Source organism: Aquimarina agarivorans (genome assembly GCF_000218485.1).
GTDB lineage: Bacteria > Bacteroidota > Bacteroidia > Flavobacteriales > Flavobacteriaceae > Aquimarina > Aquimarina agarivorans.
The window spans coordinates 23484-43096 of record NZ_AFPB01000149.1 but is presented as its reverse complement, the minus strand read 5'-3'; the positions used below and the strand labels follow the sequence as shown (position 1 = coordinate 43096).

Genomic DNA, 19613 nt, shown 5'->3' with positions numbered 1-19613 from the left:
TAGTACTTTAGAATGCTAATTGTTAAAAATTGAAAATAAAACCATCTTTAAACATTCCCTTTTGGGTCATTTGCTGTGCTTTTGTGCTAGGTGTTTTTATTGCCCAGCATTTCATCAATTTATTCATCACTATTTCAATTTCAGTTGGACTAATCACGCTACTTGCGCTGCTGTTTTTTTACAAAAAACTCAACTCCGTAAGTTTTCTTTCAATAGCTGGTGTTTTATTTTTATGCATAGGGTACTTGCGCTTACATATTGCACAACCAAAGTATCAAAAGTCACATATTGTACATTGCAGCTCAACCAAAACCCCTAAAAATCTAACCTTTGAAATCACTAAAGTTTTAAAGCCTTCCAAAAAACATCAAAAATTTAAGGTTAAAATACACTACATGGACACCAAAAAAGTGCTTGGTAACGCTTTAGTTTCCGTAAAATGTGATAGTCATGTTCAATATTATAAAGGAGATAGTTTTACGTGTTTTTCAAAACTTCATTTGCTAAAGAAATCAAACAATCCCTATGCTTTTGAATATACTGATTATTTAAAAAAAGAAAACATCACCCATCAGTTTTGGGTAACTTCAACTGACTTATATCAAATACCTCCATTGGCAAACTCACTCAATAAAGTAGCAAATACACTAAAAAAACACCTTGTAATTAACTTAAAAAATCAACATTTGCACCCCATTGCATACCAATTGACAACCGCATTAGTTTTAGGCAATAAATCCGAAGTAGACAATCAATTGGCTACTGACTTTACAAATGCTGGTGTAATCCATATTTTGGCTATATCTGGATTACATATGGGTATTATCTACCTGGTACTTGCTTGGTGCTTTCAACAAGTTCATGCGTCTATTATATTAAAATCGATATTAATCATCGGATTTTTGTGGCTATTTACTTGGTTTTCTGGCGGAAGCCCATCAGCCATACGTGCCACAACTATGTTTAGCTGTTTTCAGCTTTCCAAGCTACTCATGAGGCGGCAACACCCACTAAATCCTTTGTTTGTCAGTATTTTTATACTTGTACTTATTGATCCTTACACCTTACCTTCCGTTGGTTTTCAATTGAGTGTAGTTGCCGTTGGTAGTATTATAGTAGGTGTACCAAAACTACTAGCACTATGGAAACCAAAATTTTGGCTAACTCGAAAAGTTTGGGGAATAATATGTGTTAGTACCTGCGCTCAATTTGGATTACTCCCACTAAGCGTCTTTTATTTTCATCAATTTCCCAGCTTATTTTTACTAGCTAACCTTCCCCTTATGCTCATGATCACTCTAGTGCTAATTACCGCTATAAGCATTGTAATTTGGAGTGGAATAGGCACCATACCCGGTATTATAATTAATGGTTACAATTATTTTATAATGAGTATTTACAAATACATTCAATGGATAAGTTTGCAAAAAGAATTTTTATTTACAGAACTGTACATACAACCTGCAACTTTGATCTTTTTATACCTGTTTTTAGCGTTTTTAGTAGTAGCATATCACAAACCCCTATTTTTAATCCGACGGGGATATTTAATTTTACTCGGCTTAATTGGCCTGTTTTTTTATGAAAAAACATTACCCCTCTTTGTTGACGAATTGTGGGTTCACCAACACTATACAAACACCATACTTACTGAAATAACTTCACGTAGTATTAACACACATTCAAAAAACACCTTAAGTACGGTTGATAAAAAATTTTTAGTTGCTCCCATTAAAGGAAACTTGCATTTAAATAGTAATCGCTTTAAATTAAAAAACAGCTACACCTACAAAAAACATCAAATTCATATTATTGATAACAAAAGTAGTATTCCTACAACTGTTGCTAACGCAGTTGTAATTTTAACTGATGCCCCTAAAATTAATTTACAACGCATATTGAGTACTCAAAAACCAAAGCTAATTATTGCTACTTCTCATAATTATAAAAATCTTGCACAAAAATGGAAAGCTACCTGTGCTGAGCACCAAGTAGCGTTTTATGATATTTCCCAAAGGGGAAGTTTAAATATTACTAAGGAATTGACTACCCCTTAAAGGTCCCTACAAAGTTTTTTTCGTACTCTCTAAACATTTTTTGACTAGTTACCTGTTTGTAATCGTCAGACTGTATTAGCTTCAAAAATATTTCGAGCTGTTGTGCCGTATGAAATCCTGTTACGGGAAAAATCAAGTTACTTTTTTCATCAAAAAACACCATACTTGGATATCCTGAAATTCGTAAGGATCTTGCAAAAATATGACTTGACTTCCTACCTCTTTTACCCGCTACATAATCAGGGTTATTAAATTTATTCCCTTGATATACAAACTCATCATTACCTTCTGCATCAAATTTTACTGCATAAAAATGTTCATTTACGTACTTAACAACATCTGGATGTTTAAACGTTTTTTTATCCAACAATTTACAAGGACCACACCAATCGGTGTATACATCCATAAAAATTTTCTTCGGATTTTCTGCCTGTGCGCTCAATGCATCCTGCATGCTCATCCAATTAATTTCTTGTGCAAACAAATTAGAAATAAACAAAAAACAAGCAATAAAAAGCAATTTTTTCATAACTATAAATTTGAATTTTTAGTCTCAACAACCGTTCCTAAATTACAAATTTATCGAATACCATGCATTAATTTGATGATTGTTTTATTTAAAGCAAGCATAATTACCCCTGCTAAACAAGGAATTACCATTAAAATCATAAAGAAAAAACTCATTCCGTAGCTTTCAACAATCGGATCCAAATAACTACCAGTAACCCCTGCCATTAAATTACCTATAAAACTTGAAAAATACCACACACCAAACATTAAGCCCAAATATTTTATGGGGACTAATTTGCTTACGTAAGAAGTTCCCACTGGGGATATACAAAGCTCGCCCATAGTATGAAAAAAATAGGCTAACACAAGAAAAATCATACTTACAGAAGCTGACTTGGCATTTAATGGAATTCCAAGTGATCCGTACGATAATGCCCCAAAACCAATACCTGTTAATACCAAACCGATCGCAAATTTTGCAGGTCCTGTTGGGTTGTACTTACTCTGCCACCACTTAGAAAAATAAGGGGCAAATACAATGATAAAAAACGAGTTTAAAATACTAAACCATGAGGCTGGTACTTCAGCAACTTCATTTGAAAAATCCCTAACTAACATCCAAATAACAAGTGCCCAAATAATTACAAAACTAGTACTCAATAATATATTTGAAAAAGCATATTTTGAATAGGTTTGCCTAAATAATAATGACAATACCCAGGTTATAATAAGCATGGGTACTACCGTTAATAATGTATTAAAAACTTTAAAAATTAAAGCGCCATTACCTTCCAAAATTCGTTCAGTGTAGTCTTTGGCAAAAATAGTCATAGATCCTCCGGCTTGCTCAAACGCCCACCAAAACAGAATGGTGAAAAATGTAAAAATACCCACTACCACCAACCTGTCTTTAACAACTTTAGAACTATCCGCTTCTTCCGCCAAATCTTCAATAGCATCTTTAGTATCCTCAAAAGCATCCTCAACAGTATCATCAATTTCTTCAAGTTGTTTTGGAGAATCACCTATTTTACCAAAAATACCCTGTGCAAAATAAAATTGAAGCATCCCAAAAAACATAAAAATACCTGCTAAACTAAATCCGTAATGCCAACCCACTTTTTCACCAATGTAACCGCACAGTAAAATTCCTAAAAATGCTCCAGCATTTACACCCATATAAAATATAGTAAAACCAGCATCCCGCTTTTCAGGTACTTTAGTATATAATTGCCCTACTATGGAAGCTATATTTGGCTTAAAAAATCCATTTCCAAGTATAATCAATCCCAAACCTATAAAAAAGAATACGTTTGAAACTACTTCTAACGCCATGGAGGCGTGCCCTAAGGTCATTAAAAACGCACCTAATACTACTGCCTTTCTAAATCCCAAAAATTTATCTGCAATAAATCCTCCTAACAAAGGCGTCAAGTATACCAAACCTGTATACCAGCCATACAATAACATTGCTTCGTTACGCTCCCATCCCCATCCATTATCCACTAATGATGTTACTAAAAAGAGCACCAATAAGGCACGCATTCCATAATAAGAAAATCGTTCCCACATTTCTGTAAAAAACATTACAAATAATCCCGAAGGATGTCCTAAAACTAATTTTTGATTTACTTCCGTACCGCCGTATAGCATATGCATTAAAATTTTTGAGCTTAAATTAAGGTGTAAATTACAAAATACTGCGTATCTAAATCGATTAATTAACTACTTATATACTGTTTTATGAAATAACAAATTAGTCCTATCAAAAAAATAACAGTCTTTATTTTTTTGTTCAATCGCTTGAAATTATAAAAATTTTGGGCTTTAAAATTTTTAAATTCACAAAAAGTAAATGGACACAAAACACAAAAAAGCGCCTCTTTTTATTCAGTTCATTTATATTTGTGGCAACAAAACATGATTTATGATCCCTGAAGTTACTGGATTTTCAAAACTCAACAAACAGCAAAAAATTGATTGGTTAGTTTCAAACCATTTTAAACATACCAAAAAAGCAGAACAAGTTTTATATACTTATTGGAATACTGACAAGCAATTACAGCAATTGCATGATGAGTTTGCTGAAAACACTTTAAGTAATTTCTACCTCCCGTTTAGTATAGCTCCCAATTTTACTATAAATAATAAACGGTACACCATTCCTATGTCTATTGAAGAAAGCTCAGTAGTTGCAGCTGCCAGTAATGCTGCTAAATTTTGGAATAAACGCGGTGGTTTTACTGCAAAAGTTATTGACACCCAAAAAATAGGTCAGGTTCACTTTAGCTTTATTGGAGACACAACAAAACTTGTAACCTTTTTCAACTCAGTTAAACCCAAACTTATCAACTCCATCCAACCGATTGAGGCAAATATGAAAAAACGCGGCGGTGGTTTATTGGATATTGAATTACGAAATAAAACTGGCGATATTCCTAATTACTATCAATTACATTGCACCTTTGAAACTGTGGATGCCATGGGGGCTAACTTTATTAATACATGTTTGGAAAAGTTTGCCGAAGTATTACAACTTAAAGCGTTGGAATGGGATGCATTTACAACTTCCGAAAAGGAAATAGAAATTATAATGAGTATTCTTTCCAACTATGTTCCGGATTGCATCGTTAGGGCTGAAGTTTTTTGCAATGTAAAGGATTTACCAAATACAAGCGAGATATCCTCAAAAGCATACGCTGAAAAATTTATCCGTGCCGTAACCATCGCCGAAAAAGAACCCTTTCGAGCCGTTACTCATAATAAAGGGATCATGAATGGCATTGATGCTGTTGTAATTGCCACAGGTAATGACTTTAGGGCTATTGAAGCTGGAGCCCATGCCTACGCTGCAAAAAACGGAAGTTACAGCAGCTTAACACACGCTTACATCAAAAACAACATTTTTACTTATTACATTGAAATTCCCTTAGCAGTTGGTACCATTGGCGGATTGACCAGCTTACACCCCATGGTTAAATTGGCACTGGAGTTACTAAACAAACCAAATGCAAAGCAACTCATGGAAATTATTGCCGTAGCTGGATTAGCGCAAAATTTTGGAGCGATAAACTCACTTATTACAACAGGGATACAAAAAGGACACATGAAAATGCACCTTTTAAATATTTTAAATCAGTGTAACGCTACTGCAGAAGAGAAGCAACAAATTGTACAATACTTTACTAAAAACACAGTAACACATAGTGAAGTAATTAAACAACTTGAACTATTAAGATCCTAATGAAACAATCCTTTTATAGTAATGGTAAATTATTAATTACAGGTGAATATGTGGTATTAGATGGCGCAAAAGCCTTAGCAATACCTACTCAAAAAGGCCAGTCACTCGAAGTTAAAGAAAACAACACGGGCATACTGACATGGAATAGTTTTGATCATAACGCCCAAATATGGTATTCTACTCAAATCGCTACTAAAGATTTTTCAAATAATATTGCTCCAAAAGGGAATTCAAAATTTGATACTACATTATTCAAAATACTTTGGACTGCCAAACAGTACAACCCAACTTTTTTAATACAAAATAAAGGATATGAAATAGAAACCTACCTTACATTTGATCGATTATGGGGACTTGGCACTTCATCAACACTAATAAACAATATTGCTCAGTGGGCAAAAATTAATCCTTTTCAACTTTTACACCAAAGTTTTGGAGGTAGCGGATATGATATAGCTTGTGCTTCAAACAACACTCCTATTTTTTATCAACTTAATAAAAATAAAAACACGACAAAGGTGATCAAAACTACATTTGAACCCGCTTTTCATGAATTTTTATTTTTCATTTACTTAAAGGAGAAAAAAGATAGTAAAGATGCTATAAAAAATTACCGCAATCAATCGAAAGAAAATTTATCCTACACTATCAACCAAATTAACATTCTTACAAATAGTATTGTACAATGTACAAACTTACTTGCCTTTGAAAATTTGATAAATGATCACGAAAAACTAATTGCATCCCTATTAAAAACAACTACAGTAAAGCAAGACCGATTCAAAGATTATTCTGGTGCTGTTAAAAGTTTAGGAGGCTGGGGTGGCGACTTTGTATTGGCCACAGGTGCAAAAGAAAATATGGATTATTTTCAAAAAAAAGGTTACCATACCATTATCCCATTTAACAAAATGATCTACAAAGGATAATTAATATTAATAAAATTTGAACTCAAATACACTCTGGTTTGACTTTTAAACAATACTAGCTCTCTATTAAAGTTCATTTTTATAGACAAACAAAAACAAAGTTCAAAATAATTAGATACAAAAAAGGTACCACATAAATTACTAAGCAAATAACATTAAGTTACTTAGATAATTTAATAATGCATTTCATCTTATAAAAAAACCATACATCAGAAAAAATAAGTAAGTGAATTCGTTCTAATTTTTATAACTAAATATTCGCTCTGGACTTTATTTTTAAGCAACTAAATACTGACCATGAAAAAAATAAGTCTTTGGGCAATTAGCTTAATTGCCTGCGCTACCGCTTCGGCGCAATTTAACTACGGAGAAGCACTCCAAAAATCACTACTTTTTTACGAAACGCAGCAATCGGGGGTATTGCCCGACTGGAATCGAATTGACTGGAGGGCTGATTCAGGTGTAAATGACGGTAAGGATGTTGGCTTGGATTTAACAGGTGGATGGCATGATGCTGGAGATCATATTAAGTTTGGTTTTCCTATGGCATTTTCAGTCACTGCCTTAAACTGGGGATTTTTAGAATATAAAGAGGGTTATGATAAAGTTAACCAAACTGATATATTTTTAAGAAATATTAAGTGGGTTACTGATTATTTCATTAAATGCCACCCAAGTCCAAATGAATTTTATGCCCAGGTGGCTGACAGTAAATCACAAGATCATAATTTTTGGATGCCTGCTGAAATGGTAGATGTACACCCAATGTACGGTATACGTCGATCTTACAAATTAGATACGGATAACCCTGGATCAGATGTGGCCTGTGAAACTGCCGCTGCATTAGCTTCAGCGAGTATGATGTTTAAAACAGTAGATCCTACATATAGCGCTACATTGTTACAACACGCAAAAGAATTATATGATTTTGGGGATACTTATCGCGGTAATTACAATGAAGAAGGTAACATTCCTGCATCAGGCACATACTCTTCCTTTTCGGGCCATGTTGATGAGTTAGCATGGGGAGCAATGTGGTTATTTAAAGCTACTGGCGACAGCACTTATTTAGCAAAAGCTGAAGAACATTATAAAGACCCTGATTTTAAATGGGGAATTGCCTGGGATGATAAATCATACGGAACAATGGCTTTATTAGCTATTGAAACTGGTAAAGAAAAGTACAAAATTGCCACTGAAAAATATTTAGATTTTTGGCAAAAAGGTGGTGGAATAAACTATTCACCAGGAGGACAAGCCCATTTAGATCAATGGGGATCGTTGCGTTATGCAATGAACACTTCGTTAGTTGCCTTAATTTATTCTGACAATGTTACTACATCAAAAAAAGATACTTATCATGATTTTGCGGTTAAACAAATCGATTATGCATTAGGAGATAATCCGTTAGACAGAAGTTTTGTTACTGGTTTTGGAAAAAACCCACCAAATAAAGTGCACCACCGCGGGCAACACGCAAGCTGGATTCGAAGCGAGACGATTCCTGCAGAATCAAGACATACCTTATGGGGAGCATTAGCCGGTGGCCCCAACAGTGACGATGATGGTTTTGAAGATGATCGAACAGATTTTCAAGAAAACGAAGTTGCTACTGACTACAATGCATGCTACACAGGTGTACTTGCTCGTATGATTATGGAATTTGGAGGAACAGCCTTGGAAAATTTCCCACAACCTGAAGTGCCTGGTGAAGAATTTGTTACTGAAGTAAAAATTAATGGAGAAGCTAGTCGTTATACTGAGTTAGCCATTTGGTTAAACAACCGTTCTGCATGGCCCGCTCGTATTCCTAATTCACTTTCTGCACGTTATTTTGTTGACCTTACCGAAGGTATTGAGGCAGGACTTAAAGCTTCAGATTACACCATTACAGCTCGTGGGGCAGGAAAAGCTACTGGAGGTTTACAAGAATGGGATAGTACTAACAATATTTACTATGTTGAGGTGGAAGTTGATGCTGACAAAATGCCTTTCCCTGGAGGAGCCAGCCAATACCGTAGAGAAATTCAAGTACGCATTGAGATACCAACTTCAGCACCAGCAACCGCATGGAATCCTTCAAACGACCCATCTTACGAAGGACTAACTGGTGTAGTTACTGAGTTTAACAAAGTATCAATTTATAGTGATGGTAAATTAGCCAATGGAGATGAGCCAGCTGGCTCAAGCGTACTTGCAGCTGGATTTACTATTGACAAAACATCAGGAATAGCTCCTTTTGAGGTTAATGTTAATGCTTCAAAATCCAGTGACCCTGAAGGCAGTGGACTGACCTACAGTTGGGATTTTGGCAATGGAGATACTGCCAATACTAAAATTGCTAGCACTACATTTGAAACTGAAGGTCAATATACAATTGAACTAACAATTACCGATGGTACTGGTGCCACAGCTACTAAAGAAGTAACAGTAAATGCATTAGGGGAACGTAGTTGTTCCTTTGACGCTCCAAGATCAAGTGCGCTTCCTAGTGTAGAGAACAAAGACTACTCAAATGTTCATATTATAGGTTCAAATGGACCAAACCTTGATAATGTTACTACATTTACCATTAACTGGAATCTAGAAAACAATGGATTATATGGTTTTGCTCTTAGTACTAGTGATGGTAACCCAGGACATTATGTTGATTTATCAAGTAAAATAAACCAAACTTTTAATGGTAATAATCCAGGTATTTCAATAGCAGACAGTGGGTTTACTGGTTTGGATGACGACTACTTTGCAACCGTGGATGAAGGTAATTTTGTGTTAGTTTCAAAAACAAGAGAATTAACTATTTATTTTAGTAACAGTAGTGAGACTCCAGTTTGTGGTGAATCTTCCACTTTATCCACACCTACATTTAGCGCATTAAACATAGGCTTGTATCCTAACCCTGTCGTTGATAAATTATATATTCATGGTGATATCAGTAAAGCTAGATTGACAATTTATACTATTGATGGATCAATTGTTGAAAACACAATTATTGATTCAGATGAATTTTCAACAGAACTTTCAAGCCTTAGTAACGGTATCTATTTAGTACATATCGAAAAAGAAGATGGATCTGTTGGTATTGAAAAAGTTATTTTGAATAGATAATTTTTTTCAATAACATTTACAGATTTTCATATAAAAAAAAGGACAATGACAAAATCATTGTCCTTTTTTTTATATGAAAATTATTTTAAAATGAATCACTATTGACTAAAGGTTCCATAGTTTCGGTTATGACTAAAAGTCATTACTTTTTAAACATCTGTTTTTTGCAATTAGCTATTAGCCTTTGGCTATTTTAAAGCCAACAGCTAATTACTAATTGCCAATAGCTCTTGTAATATTTATAGAAACTAAAAGCGAAATGCTTTAAAAATGCATAGTTTTTACTAAACCTGAGACCAATAAAGATTACGACACGTCAGTAAACGAACTTTTGATAGACGTTATTTGTAAAAACCTGAATTTTATGCCTTATTTTAAAACAAGATTTGTTATTTACTGTCTGAAATTTCAATAATAATTCATTTCATGCAATCATTAGAAAAATTAAAAAAAATAAGCTCAAACAAATCAATAATATTATATCAAAATTTTAATATTAAAAACACCTACAAAGGAATGGGTCGAATTATTGGTGATTTTAATAACAAAGAATTGCTTGAAATTCTTAAATACACTAATGGTGCTAGTATTTTAGGATATTGCTTCTTAGGCATTAAAAATAATAAATTAGGAACAAATTTGGATAGCTTTCAGTATGAATTATGGCAAAGTAATGATTTAATTGCTGGAAAAATGATTGGTTTTATGATCGATGAATTAGGAGGAACATTTGGTTTTTTAATCAATGACAAGGTTAAATATCCTTTATCACCAATAGTATATTATTCTCAAACCAATCCCAATAAATTATTTATAATAGGTTCGTCCTTTGATTCATTTTTTTTCAATTTCTTAAATGATATTGAATATACCATTGAAACAAATACTGATGGTTTATTAATTGATATCGAAATCGAAAACTGGCCATTTAATAGTTCTCATTGGTTAAAAAACGACCAAAACTTACCTCTTATTTACAATGCATTAGGTACTGAAAACGGAATTATAGAATTAATATAAAATCTAACTAACGACCTAGTATGATATTCAAGAAGCCACTCTTTTTTTTCCAATAAGTGGCTTCTTCTATTTTTTAAAAATTCAATTATTCTTAATTAGAAGACGAAGTATCAGGAGCTGAGCATAAAAAAGGAAAAAGAAAAAGAAACGGACATGAACAAGGAAAAACTAGAAAACAACAAGTTAACAGAGATAAAAAAAGACAAAAACCTAATTTTAAACGTAGAAAATAAGCCTATGTATATTGGAGTAACTTTTTTGTATAAAAACAATAATGATAATTTAATTGAAGTAGTATTAATTTCATGTATAATTGAGATTCCTTCGATTAAAGATTTAACTAATATCGATAAAAAAGCTAAGGAAATTTCTTCTAAATTTAACTACGAATACCTAGGAATAAATGATCTATTCCATGTTACTGGAAAGTTAACTGAAGGAGAAATAATAGGTAGAACATCATATTACGAACTGAACACTTTTGACAAATCTAGGTCTTTAATTATGGATGATTCATTTTTTAAAAATAAATCATCCATAATTAATAAATTTTATTGTTTCACAACTATTTATTTTTGTAAAAATGACATTAATCAAAATTTTACTATATCAATAAAATCAATATTTAAAAACAATTCTAATAATTTACATCAACAAATCCATGAAATAAGTAAAAATCGTACTTTCTTAAAAAAAATTATATCAAATTCAATTGATAAAATACAATCAATTGAATTTGTTGGAATCGAAGACCTTTATTTAATTGACTTAAATATGGATATTTTTGAAACTTTATTCAGTAACATCAATGAAATCCAATCAATCGAAGATGAGATTATTTCTGAAAAAAAAGTCAAAGAATTGATAACCGATATTTTAAACTAAATTCATTTATAATGCACTAGATACTGAAAACGGAATTATAGATTTAATATGAACCCAATATAATATATACTATTAGATTAAAAAAAGCCACTCTTTTTACAAAAGTGGCTTTTATGTATATCACCTCATTCTGAGTACTCAAAAGTATTCCTAATTGCAGTATTGTTTTGTTTTAAAGCATCTAGCTAAAAAAGAACCCTTGAATTTCCAAAATGGTATAATTCACAAATTACTATTTTTTAGTCAACTACAAATGTTTCCACTCTTGAAGCTTCATTACTTTTTATTTTTAAGAAGTAGATTCCTGTTTCTAAATTAGAAACATCCACCAAGGTAAGCGAATTTGATACCTCCTTGGTTCGTATGAGTTTTCCTAAACTATCGTAAATTGAGTACGTACTATTCTCAATTTCTAACGCAAGTTTGACATGTAATATATCATTTGCTGGAACAGGATAAATTGAAACTAAAGAGGCGTCAATTTCCAAATCTTTTGCTCCGGATTTTGATTCCACTTTCCAATTAAAGGTTTCCCAATTTTTTGGGCTTCCTCCACGTGCTACTACAATGGCATTATCGTTATTCCATGCAGCTTGCAACCATTTGTTAGTATGCATACTTTTTAAAGCTACCTTCCCACCACCTAATGTTTTCCACTCAAACTGTTCCCATGCATATTTTCCATTTCCATTAGGCCTTACTGCTGCATTTTCATCGGTGTTGGGTACTTGGATGTATTTATTATTAGAAAGTGCTTTTAAAGCAACTCCTCCTTTTGGGTGTTTTTCTACTAAAAATATTTCCCATTTTTTTACTTCTTTTCTGTTAGCAATTAATCTGCCACTTGGTTCAGCAGCAACAAAACCTTTGTTACCTCCTGCTTTTTGTAATGAAATATATTTGCCAAATGGGATGGCATTAGCAACTGGAGCTGGGGTTGCAGAAGCTACTTTTCTTAACCATATACGAGAAACAGACCATCTATTATTCCGCCCACCTGCATCAATAAATTCTAAATTTAATTTTTTGTCTTTCACCTGAATAGTAAAATCACTATTCTTAAATTCGCCCGCTTTAGTAGCTATTTGTTGTCCAATTGTTTTTCCTTCGGCTTTAATTTGCATGTTATCTCTTGGATCTTTTGCATCCCCAAAGGTAACAACCACTCGCCAAAATCCATTGGCTACATTATGTATCAACATATTATTTTCACCTTGTCCAAATAAAAAATCTCGATTTAAATTATTAGCCCCGTTGATATTTCCCCTGTCAGCCACAAATAATTTGCTTACATTCCTCCAACTATACACACCATTCAAATTGGCATTGGTCATTTTTTTGTAATCCTTAAATACTGGCGAGCTTGCTGTACCTAAATCATAGCGATATTCATCAACTCCAGTTTCTACAACTGGTGGATCGGCTACTTTACCGTAACACGGTACTAAATCTAAAACCATTTTGCCTGAATTGTAATAAAGTAAATTGTTTACTGTATTTCTATTATACCTGGCTTTATCGTCATGGACTGGTCTATTATTGAATCTTTGTTTCACCTTTGAGCGATATTGATTTTTATTAGGCACTTCACAACGATAACTATCTTTGTACAACCCAATTTTTTCAAAAGGAATATTTACAAACCCTGCTGGTTTATTTTTAAACTTAAAATTTAAAGCATTTGGATTTTCAAATATTGACAAGTTAATGTCTTTATTGCCTCTTTCAGCAGTAGCGGGAGTAAATACACCAAATTTTCCTTTAGCATTTTTATGAAATACATTATCATAATACCTACTTTCATAAGCATGCATGTTTTTATTGTTCTGATATTTTTTAAACATAATATCCATTTTTGGATAGCGCTTTTTCCAAAAAAACAGAAACTTTGGAGTACCAATTATTTTCATTCAATCCGTTTTGCCACCCAGGTTTACCGATAGCCTGTAACATGCGTCCAATGTAATTTGGCTTGGATTTATTGGTAGGATCATTCCTTAAAAATTCTACGGAAGTGTCGTAAAAAGATTGTCGGTACGTATTGTTTCTAATTCCTAAAAATCCATTTAAAAAAACATTATTCTGCACCGTATGTCCACCACTTTTATTGAATTTTACTGCAGCCCAACCTCCTTTGTAAAAAACATTACCTATAATTTTTTCGCCTGCATCAAAATCATCGCAATGAAAGCCTCCTTTACCCAATAAACCTGGAACAGACATATTGTGGTGGATAAAATTGTGTTTCAATTCCGTACCAAAAGACCATATACTGTTTCCTGTGTAAAACACTCCTCCGTCACCTTCTTCAATTCCGGTGTTAAAGGCTTCATTAAACTCAATTTTATGATCCACACCCGAATACGTCATTGGTTGTCCATTGGTATTGTGTATTAAATTATTTCTAAAAACATTACCTGCCCCTTGAACAGCTGCCATCTTACCATAAAAATCTCGTGAATATACTTGAGTATAATGGCAATTTTCAACATAGTTCCTACCATGTTCAATTTTATCAACAGTTGCGCTACCTCCATAACATCGAAAACCACCTGAACAGTCAAAAATATCACAACTTTTGATCCCACAATTTTTACCGTCTATAATGTTTGCTACTGCTATATTATCAATATACCGGAACCGTACCCCTGCAATTTCGCAGGATTCACTACTGCGTATATCAATAACAGCATCACCCCCACTCTTGCCTCTGCTGGCATGTTGTACCGTAAACTTTTGCACCTTAATATTACGTGCTCTTGTAATATTAATTAATTCCGGACCTGCCCAAACACCAATTTTACTCGTATTTTTAATTTGCGATAATGGCCATAGGTACACTTTCTTTTTAGCTATATCATAAAACCACTCTCCTGGCTGATCTAATTCACACAATAAATTAGTAATATAAATCCTATCGGGTCTATTTCTGTTTTTTATGCCATAGCGCGAACCATCCCTTAAATGCAATAAACCACTCCCAGAAACGGATTGAATTGGCGAAGATTCCTTTAACCAATCTGCGGAGTAATATCCTACTACCAACGCGTTTTTATTGTTTTTTACTTCCCTATTCCATTTTCCATTATTAAAACTTTCGTGAATTTTAAATTTAGGTCCTTTAGGGTTATTGCTTGTTCCGTCAGTGTTGATAACCTCCGATGATGTATTTGTAGTACTATGATTTAAATGTACGAACCCTTTATTAGGAAACCGTGATATATACATCATAATGTCATCCATTGAAAGTTGTGTTCTTCCCTCTTTTAATTGATTTGCGATTTCATTATTTCTAACTGTAATTTCAAACACCTTGTCTTTCGCTTTGGCATGCATTCTATTTAATGTATTGCCATCAGTTACTTTTTTGAAGTCATTGGATTTGAAGTAGAAAGCACCATCAAAAATTACTTCTTCATTTTGATACCCCGAAATTTTTAGTCCGTTATCTTTACCATCAAAATCTACTGTATTTGTATAGGAGTAGCGCCCACCGCGTACCCATATCGTTTTGCTTCCATTTGACCTTGCTTTATTACGCGCGGCCAACAATGTTTTTAATGGTCGTTGTTTTGTTCCGGGATTGGCATCGTTCCCATTGGTAGCCATAAATATTTCTTGAGCAAAAATAGAATGACTAATTAATAAGAATGACCCCCAAATAATAGATTGAAAAGTAGTTTTCATTTTGCAGAGCGAATTAGATTAGTTGCCACAAAAAAACTAAAAAATTCCCATAATATTAAAATTTTAATAAAAAAATAGGTGATTTCCCACCAATAAAATACGAAATTTGTTTTTTTTCTATAAAGTACACATTTTTATAGAATTCAAAAAGCCACTACTGAGATTTCAGAAGTGGCTTTTTTGTTCTTGCTATACTTTTACAATTACAGTTCCTTACTGTAATGTATATCGCTTTGCGAACGTATTTTATCCGCTGCCATTTCAGCAGTGATATCACGTTGTGGATTGGCAAACATTTCATACCCAACCATAAACTTTTTTACCGATGCTGAACGCAATAATGGCGGATAAAAGCTCATATGCATATGCCATTCTGGGTGTTCCTTACCATCGGTAGGTGCTTGATGGATACCTGCTGAATATGGGAAGGATGTTTTAAAAATGTTATCCATTTTAATAGTTAACGCTTTTAAAATTTCTGCGTAAGCTAACTTTTCTTCATCCGAAAAGGTGGAAATATCCGCATGTTTTTTACGGGGTATAATCATTGTTTCGTATGGCCAAACTGCCCAATAAGGTACCAAGGCTACAAAATGTTCATTTTCTATTAAAATACGTTCTTTTTCTTCTAGCTCCTGCTCTAAGTAAGCTTCTAAAAGTGATCTTTTATTTTTATCCCAGTAAGCTAAAAGGTTGGCTCCTTTCTTTTTGATTTCTTCAGGAATTGAACGTTGCGACCAAATCTGTCCGTGAGGATGTGGGTTACTACATCCCATAATACCTCCTTTATTTTCAAAAATTTGAACATAATTGATATCATCATGCCCCCCGAGTTCAACAAATTCCTTTTGCCATAATTCGATCACTTTTTTGATGTCTGCTATTTCCATTAAAGGCAAAGTCAAACTGTGATTTGGAGAAAAACATACTACACGACAAATACCTGTTTCTGTTTCAGCCTTAAGCAATCCTTTTTCAAAAGTTTGGTGCGGCACATCTTGTAACAAAGCAGCAAAATCATTAGTAAAAGCCCAAGCTTCAGTATAGATGGGGTTTACTGCTCCTCCAGCGCGTTCATTTCCTGGACACAAGTAACAATTGGGATCATAATCCACATCAGAAAGTGGTGCTGGCTCTTCATTTTTTCCCTGCCAAGGTCTTTTAGTTCTATGCGGAGAAACTAAAACCCATTCTCCCGTAAGTATGTTTAGCCTACGATGAGGACTTTCGTTAAAATCTATATTACTCATGTTTTATTAGTTTGTTACCGCGGTACCTTGACTTGGAACTGCTGTAAATGATGTTAAATCTATATTAAATTTTTCTTTATATGCTTTGGTCGCTTCGGCTACAAACGACTCAACTCCATCCTTACGAATCAAATTGATGGTACAGCCACCAAAACCACCTCCCATCATTCGGGCTCCTAGAACTTGATCGTAATCTTTTGAAAATGCTGTTAAAAAATCAAGTTCTTCACAACTTACTTCGTAGTCATTTTGCAAACCACTGTGCGATCCGTACATTAGTTCACCAAAAGTGTTTAAATCCTTAGATTTTAATGCCTCAACAGCTTTATTTACGCGCTCATTTTCTTCCAAAACAAAACGTGCTCTTTTATATGCTATTGGAGTTATTTCCGATGTTACCTCAGCCAACATTTCAAAATTAACACCCCTTAATGATGTTACGTCTGGATAGTATTTTGCTATTGCTTCAACTACTGATGCGCATTCGGCAACGCGAGTATTATAAGCACTATCCGCTAAATTATGAGACACATTTGTATTGAGTAACAACACTTGATAATCACCAAAATCAGCTGGAATCATTTGATGTGAAATACTATTACAGTCCAACAAAATCACATGTCCACTTTGGCTCATTACAGATGCAAATTGATCCATAATACCACACTGGGTACCCACATAAGTATGCTCCGCCTTTTGACCAATTTTTACCAATTCTATTTTTTCAAGACCTAAATTAAAAATTTGATTTAAACCAAAAGCCAACCCACACTCCAAGGCTGCTGATGAACTAATTCCTGATCCCATAGGCAAATAGCTTTCGATAATGCAATCAAAACCTGATAATTTTTTACCTCTCAATTGAATTTGACTAACTACACCTAAAATGTAATTTTCCCATTCTTTGTCACTAGGTGCTACTTCATTTAAATTAAAAGTAAGCATTTTATCAAATGTGGCACTGTATACATTACAGGTATCAGTAGTTCCATTTTTTTTAAACTGAAAAACAATATGCTTATCAATGGCTGTTGGCAAAACGAAGCCTTTATTATAATCTGTGTGTTCACCAATTAGGTTTATCCTACCAGGAGAAGCTATTTTCAATTCCGCTTTAAAGGAATCCACAAAATTTTTGTGTACACTATCTGTCATACTTACTGTTAATTGTATCTGTAGTTATAAATTTCTCACAAAACAAACCTCAAGAATTTGTAGTCTATATTAATTAAAAATAGTTTTAAGAATTAAACCGCTTAAAGATTGTTAGAATCAGGTGCAAATATAGTAAATAGCGCCTACATTTAAACTCTATACTCAACAAGAACATATTGGATAATCCTTCCCAATATTTGTAAAAACTGACGTTTTTGTCTTAATTTTCTTCAAAAAAATTAACGGATAGAAACGAAACTTTCAAAACAAAGAATCACAACCATAAGTTAAATGTCATATTATTACACAATTCTTAATTTTTTTTTAAAAAAAAAGCGTTTTAACCTAAATATTAGCCCTAAAATTAAATTTAACACAATAATAACCTGTCAACTATTTCTATTGCAACTCAACAGAGTGATTTTGCTTATTTTTGGGGTACGCTTTCGAGCGTAATTTCATAATTAAACTTTGTTTATAGGCCTGAGCAACCTATTTACGATTAGAAGTTTAGTTTTTTGATTAGTTGTTATTCCAGGCAGAGTGATTACTGCCTGGATTTTTTTTGCCTTTTATCGGACTTTAAAAAACAAAGTACCCTCTTTTGTTTATTCTTTAAAATGCCGCTGTAAATTTTACCTTCAAATTATTTTATCTATCTTAAAAATAATGGAAATAACGTACCTTTACCGTTTCATTAATCTCTTATATATTTAACAATGATTACTCAAGAAAGCTTTGGAACAACAAAATCCGGAAATGATGTTCAAAAGTTTATTTTAAGTAACAAAAACGGATACACAATACATATTTTAAGCTACGGTTTGTGCATTCAAAAAATAATTTACCCTGACAACCAAGATATTGTACTAGGATTTGATGCGCTTGAAGCCTACGAAAATGACACTTATTATATAGGCAAAATAATTGGAAGGAATGCCAATAGATTATCCTACGGGAGCATTATACTTAATCAACAAGAGGTGCAACTATCCCAAAACGAGGGATTAAAACAATTACACGGCGGACACAGTGGCTTTGATACTAAAAATTGGGATTGCGAAGTTATAAATTTTGAAGACAAAGACGTATTAATTGCCACCTACGAAAGCGATGATTTAGAAGAAGGCTACCCCGGAAGGCTTAATGTAACGGTGAGCTTTGAGCTTACACAAAAAAACACTTTGGAAATGAGTTACACTGCCACTACAACTAAAACAACGGTGGTAAATTTAACTAGACACGACTATTTTAATTTAAAAGATGGCGGTATTTCAGATTGTAAAGATCACCAAATAAAAATCAATGCCGAAAATTACACCGAAAACAACTCGGATAACCTACCCACTGGAGTAATAAAGGAGACTAAAAATACTCCTTTGCATTTTTATAATGCAGCCTCCATTGCTGAAAATATTTCAAAAGATCCAGATAATTTAATTATGGGCTTTGACCATAATTATGTGATCAAACAAAACAACCCAAATGGAATTTCACTAGCTGGTACGGCAGTAGATTTAAAAAGTAAAAGACGGCTTGAAGTATTTACTACCCAGCCTGGTCTACAGTTTTATACCGCAGCATATTTGGATAATGTAAAAGGTAAAAATAACACCGTTTACAATGGGTTTCATGGATTTTGTTTTGAAGGACAACATTTTCCTGACGCCACTAAACATGCGCATTTTGAATCAACAGTTTTGAGACCCCAACAAACATACACACAAAAGTTAATTTATAAATTTAGCACTAAATAAAAAACAATAGG

13 protein-coding genes are annotated in these 19613 nt (G+C 33.4%); 7 read left to right on the top strand and 6 right to left on the bottom strand.

What is annotated here, in order from left to right:
• Nucleotides 1–29 precede the first annotated feature (29 nt).
• The gene (locus GMC_RS0110430; protein ID WP_010522087.1) at nucleotides 30–2057 is read left to right on the top strand and encodes a ComEC/Rec2 family competence protein; all 2028 of its coding nucleotides are present in this window, start codon (nucleotides 30–32) and stop codon (nucleotides 2055–2057) included.
• On the opposite strand, the gene GMC_RS0110425 is transcribed toward GMC_RS0110430, so the two are convergent.
• Both GMC_RS0110425 and GMC_RS0110420 read right to left on the bottom strand, forming a co-directional pair.
• Entirely contained in the window at nucleotides 2047–2586 is a 540-nt protein-coding gene (locus GMC_RS0110425; protein WP_010522086.1) for a thioredoxin family protein, read from the bottom strand. The genes GMC_RS0110430 and GMC_RS0110425 overlap by 11 nt on opposite strands.
• A 50-nt stretch (nucleotides 2587–2636) precedes the next feature.
• Nucleotides 2637–4226, bottom strand: a complete 1590-nt coding sequence (locus GMC_RS0110420) for a peptide MFS transporter (RefSeq protein WP_010522085.1) — start codon at nucleotides 4224–4226, stop codon at nucleotides 2637–2639.
• Between the two features lie 268 nt (nucleotides 4227–4494).
• Between GMC_RS0110420 and GMC_RS0110415 the strand changes: the two genes are divergently transcribed.
• From GMC_RS0110415 to GMC_RS0110395, 5 genes are all read left to right on the top strand, one after another.
• Entirely contained in the window at nucleotides 4495–5811 is a 1317-nt protein-coding gene (locus GMC_RS0110415; RefSeq protein WP_010522084.1) for a hydroxymethylglutaryl-CoA reductase, degradative, read from the top strand.
• Nucleotides 5811–6740: a GYDIA family GHMP kinase gene (locus GMC_RS0110410; RefSeq protein WP_010522083.1), complete on the top strand. Its 930-nt coding sequence runs from the start codon at nucleotides 5811–5813 to the stop codon at nucleotides 6738–6740. The genes GMC_RS0110415 and GMC_RS0110410 overlap by 1 nt, the downstream gene beginning before the upstream one ends.
• Nucleotides 6741–7037: 297 nt before the next feature.
• A complete protein-coding gene (locus GMC_RS0110405) occupies nucleotides 7038–9848 on the top strand; it encodes a glycoside hydrolase family 9 protein (protein WP_010522082.1) in 2811 nt (936 codons plus the stop codon).
• A 426-nt stretch (nucleotides 9849–10274) separates the two neighbouring features.
• On the top strand, nucleotides 10275–10868 hold the full coding sequence (locus GMC_RS0110400) for a hypothetical protein (RefSeq protein ID WP_010522081.1): 594 nt from the start codon (nucleotides 10275–10277) through the stop codon (nucleotides 10866–10868).
• A gap of 153 nt (nucleotides 10869–11021) precedes the next feature.
• Complete coding sequence (locus tag GMC_RS0110395) at nucleotides 11022–11753, top strand: hypothetical protein (RefSeq protein WP_010522080.1); 732 nt, start codon at nucleotides 11022–11024, stop codon at nucleotides 11751–11753.
• A gap of 239 nt (nucleotides 11754–11992) precedes the next feature.
• On the opposite strand, the gene GMC_RS20715 is transcribed toward GMC_RS0110395, so the two are convergent.
• The 4 genes from GMC_RS20715 to galK form a co-directional block, all read right to left on the bottom strand.
• A complete protein-coding gene (locus GMC_RS20715; protein WP_157998160.1) occupies nucleotides 11993–13597 on the bottom strand; it encodes a T9SS type A sorting domain-containing protein in 1605 nt (534 codons plus the stop codon).
• The gene (locus tag GMC_RS0110385; RefSeq protein ID WP_010522078.1) at nucleotides 13590–15440 is read right to left on the bottom strand and encodes a hypothetical protein; all 1851 of its coding nucleotides are present in this window, start codon (nucleotides 15438–15440) and stop codon (nucleotides 13590–13592) included. Before GMC_RS0110385 ends, GMC_RS20715 begins: the two co-directional genes overlap by 8 nt.
• A 203-nt stretch (nucleotides 15441–15643) precedes the next feature.
• Nucleotides 15644–16690, bottom strand: a complete 1047-nt coding sequence (locus tag GMC_RS0110380) for a UDP-glucose--hexose-1-phosphate uridylyltransferase (protein WP_010522077.1) — start codon at nucleotides 16688–16690, stop codon at nucleotides 15644–15646.
• Nucleotides 16691–16696: 6 nt separating this feature from the next.
• Nucleotides 16697–17845, bottom strand: coding sequence for a galactokinase (gene galK, locus GMC_RS0110375; RefSeq protein WP_010522076.1), 1149 nt, complete (start codon nucleotides 17843–17845; stop codon nucleotides 16697–16699).
• Nucleotides 17846–18564: 719 nt separating this feature from the next.
• Here galK and GMC_RS0110370 point away from each other — a divergent pair.
• A complete protein-coding gene (locus GMC_RS0110370; protein ID WP_010522075.1) occupies nucleotides 18565–19602 on the top strand; it encodes an aldose epimerase family protein in 1038 nt (345 codons plus the stop codon).
• The last annotated feature ends 11 nt before the right edge of the window (nucleotides 19603–19613 follow it).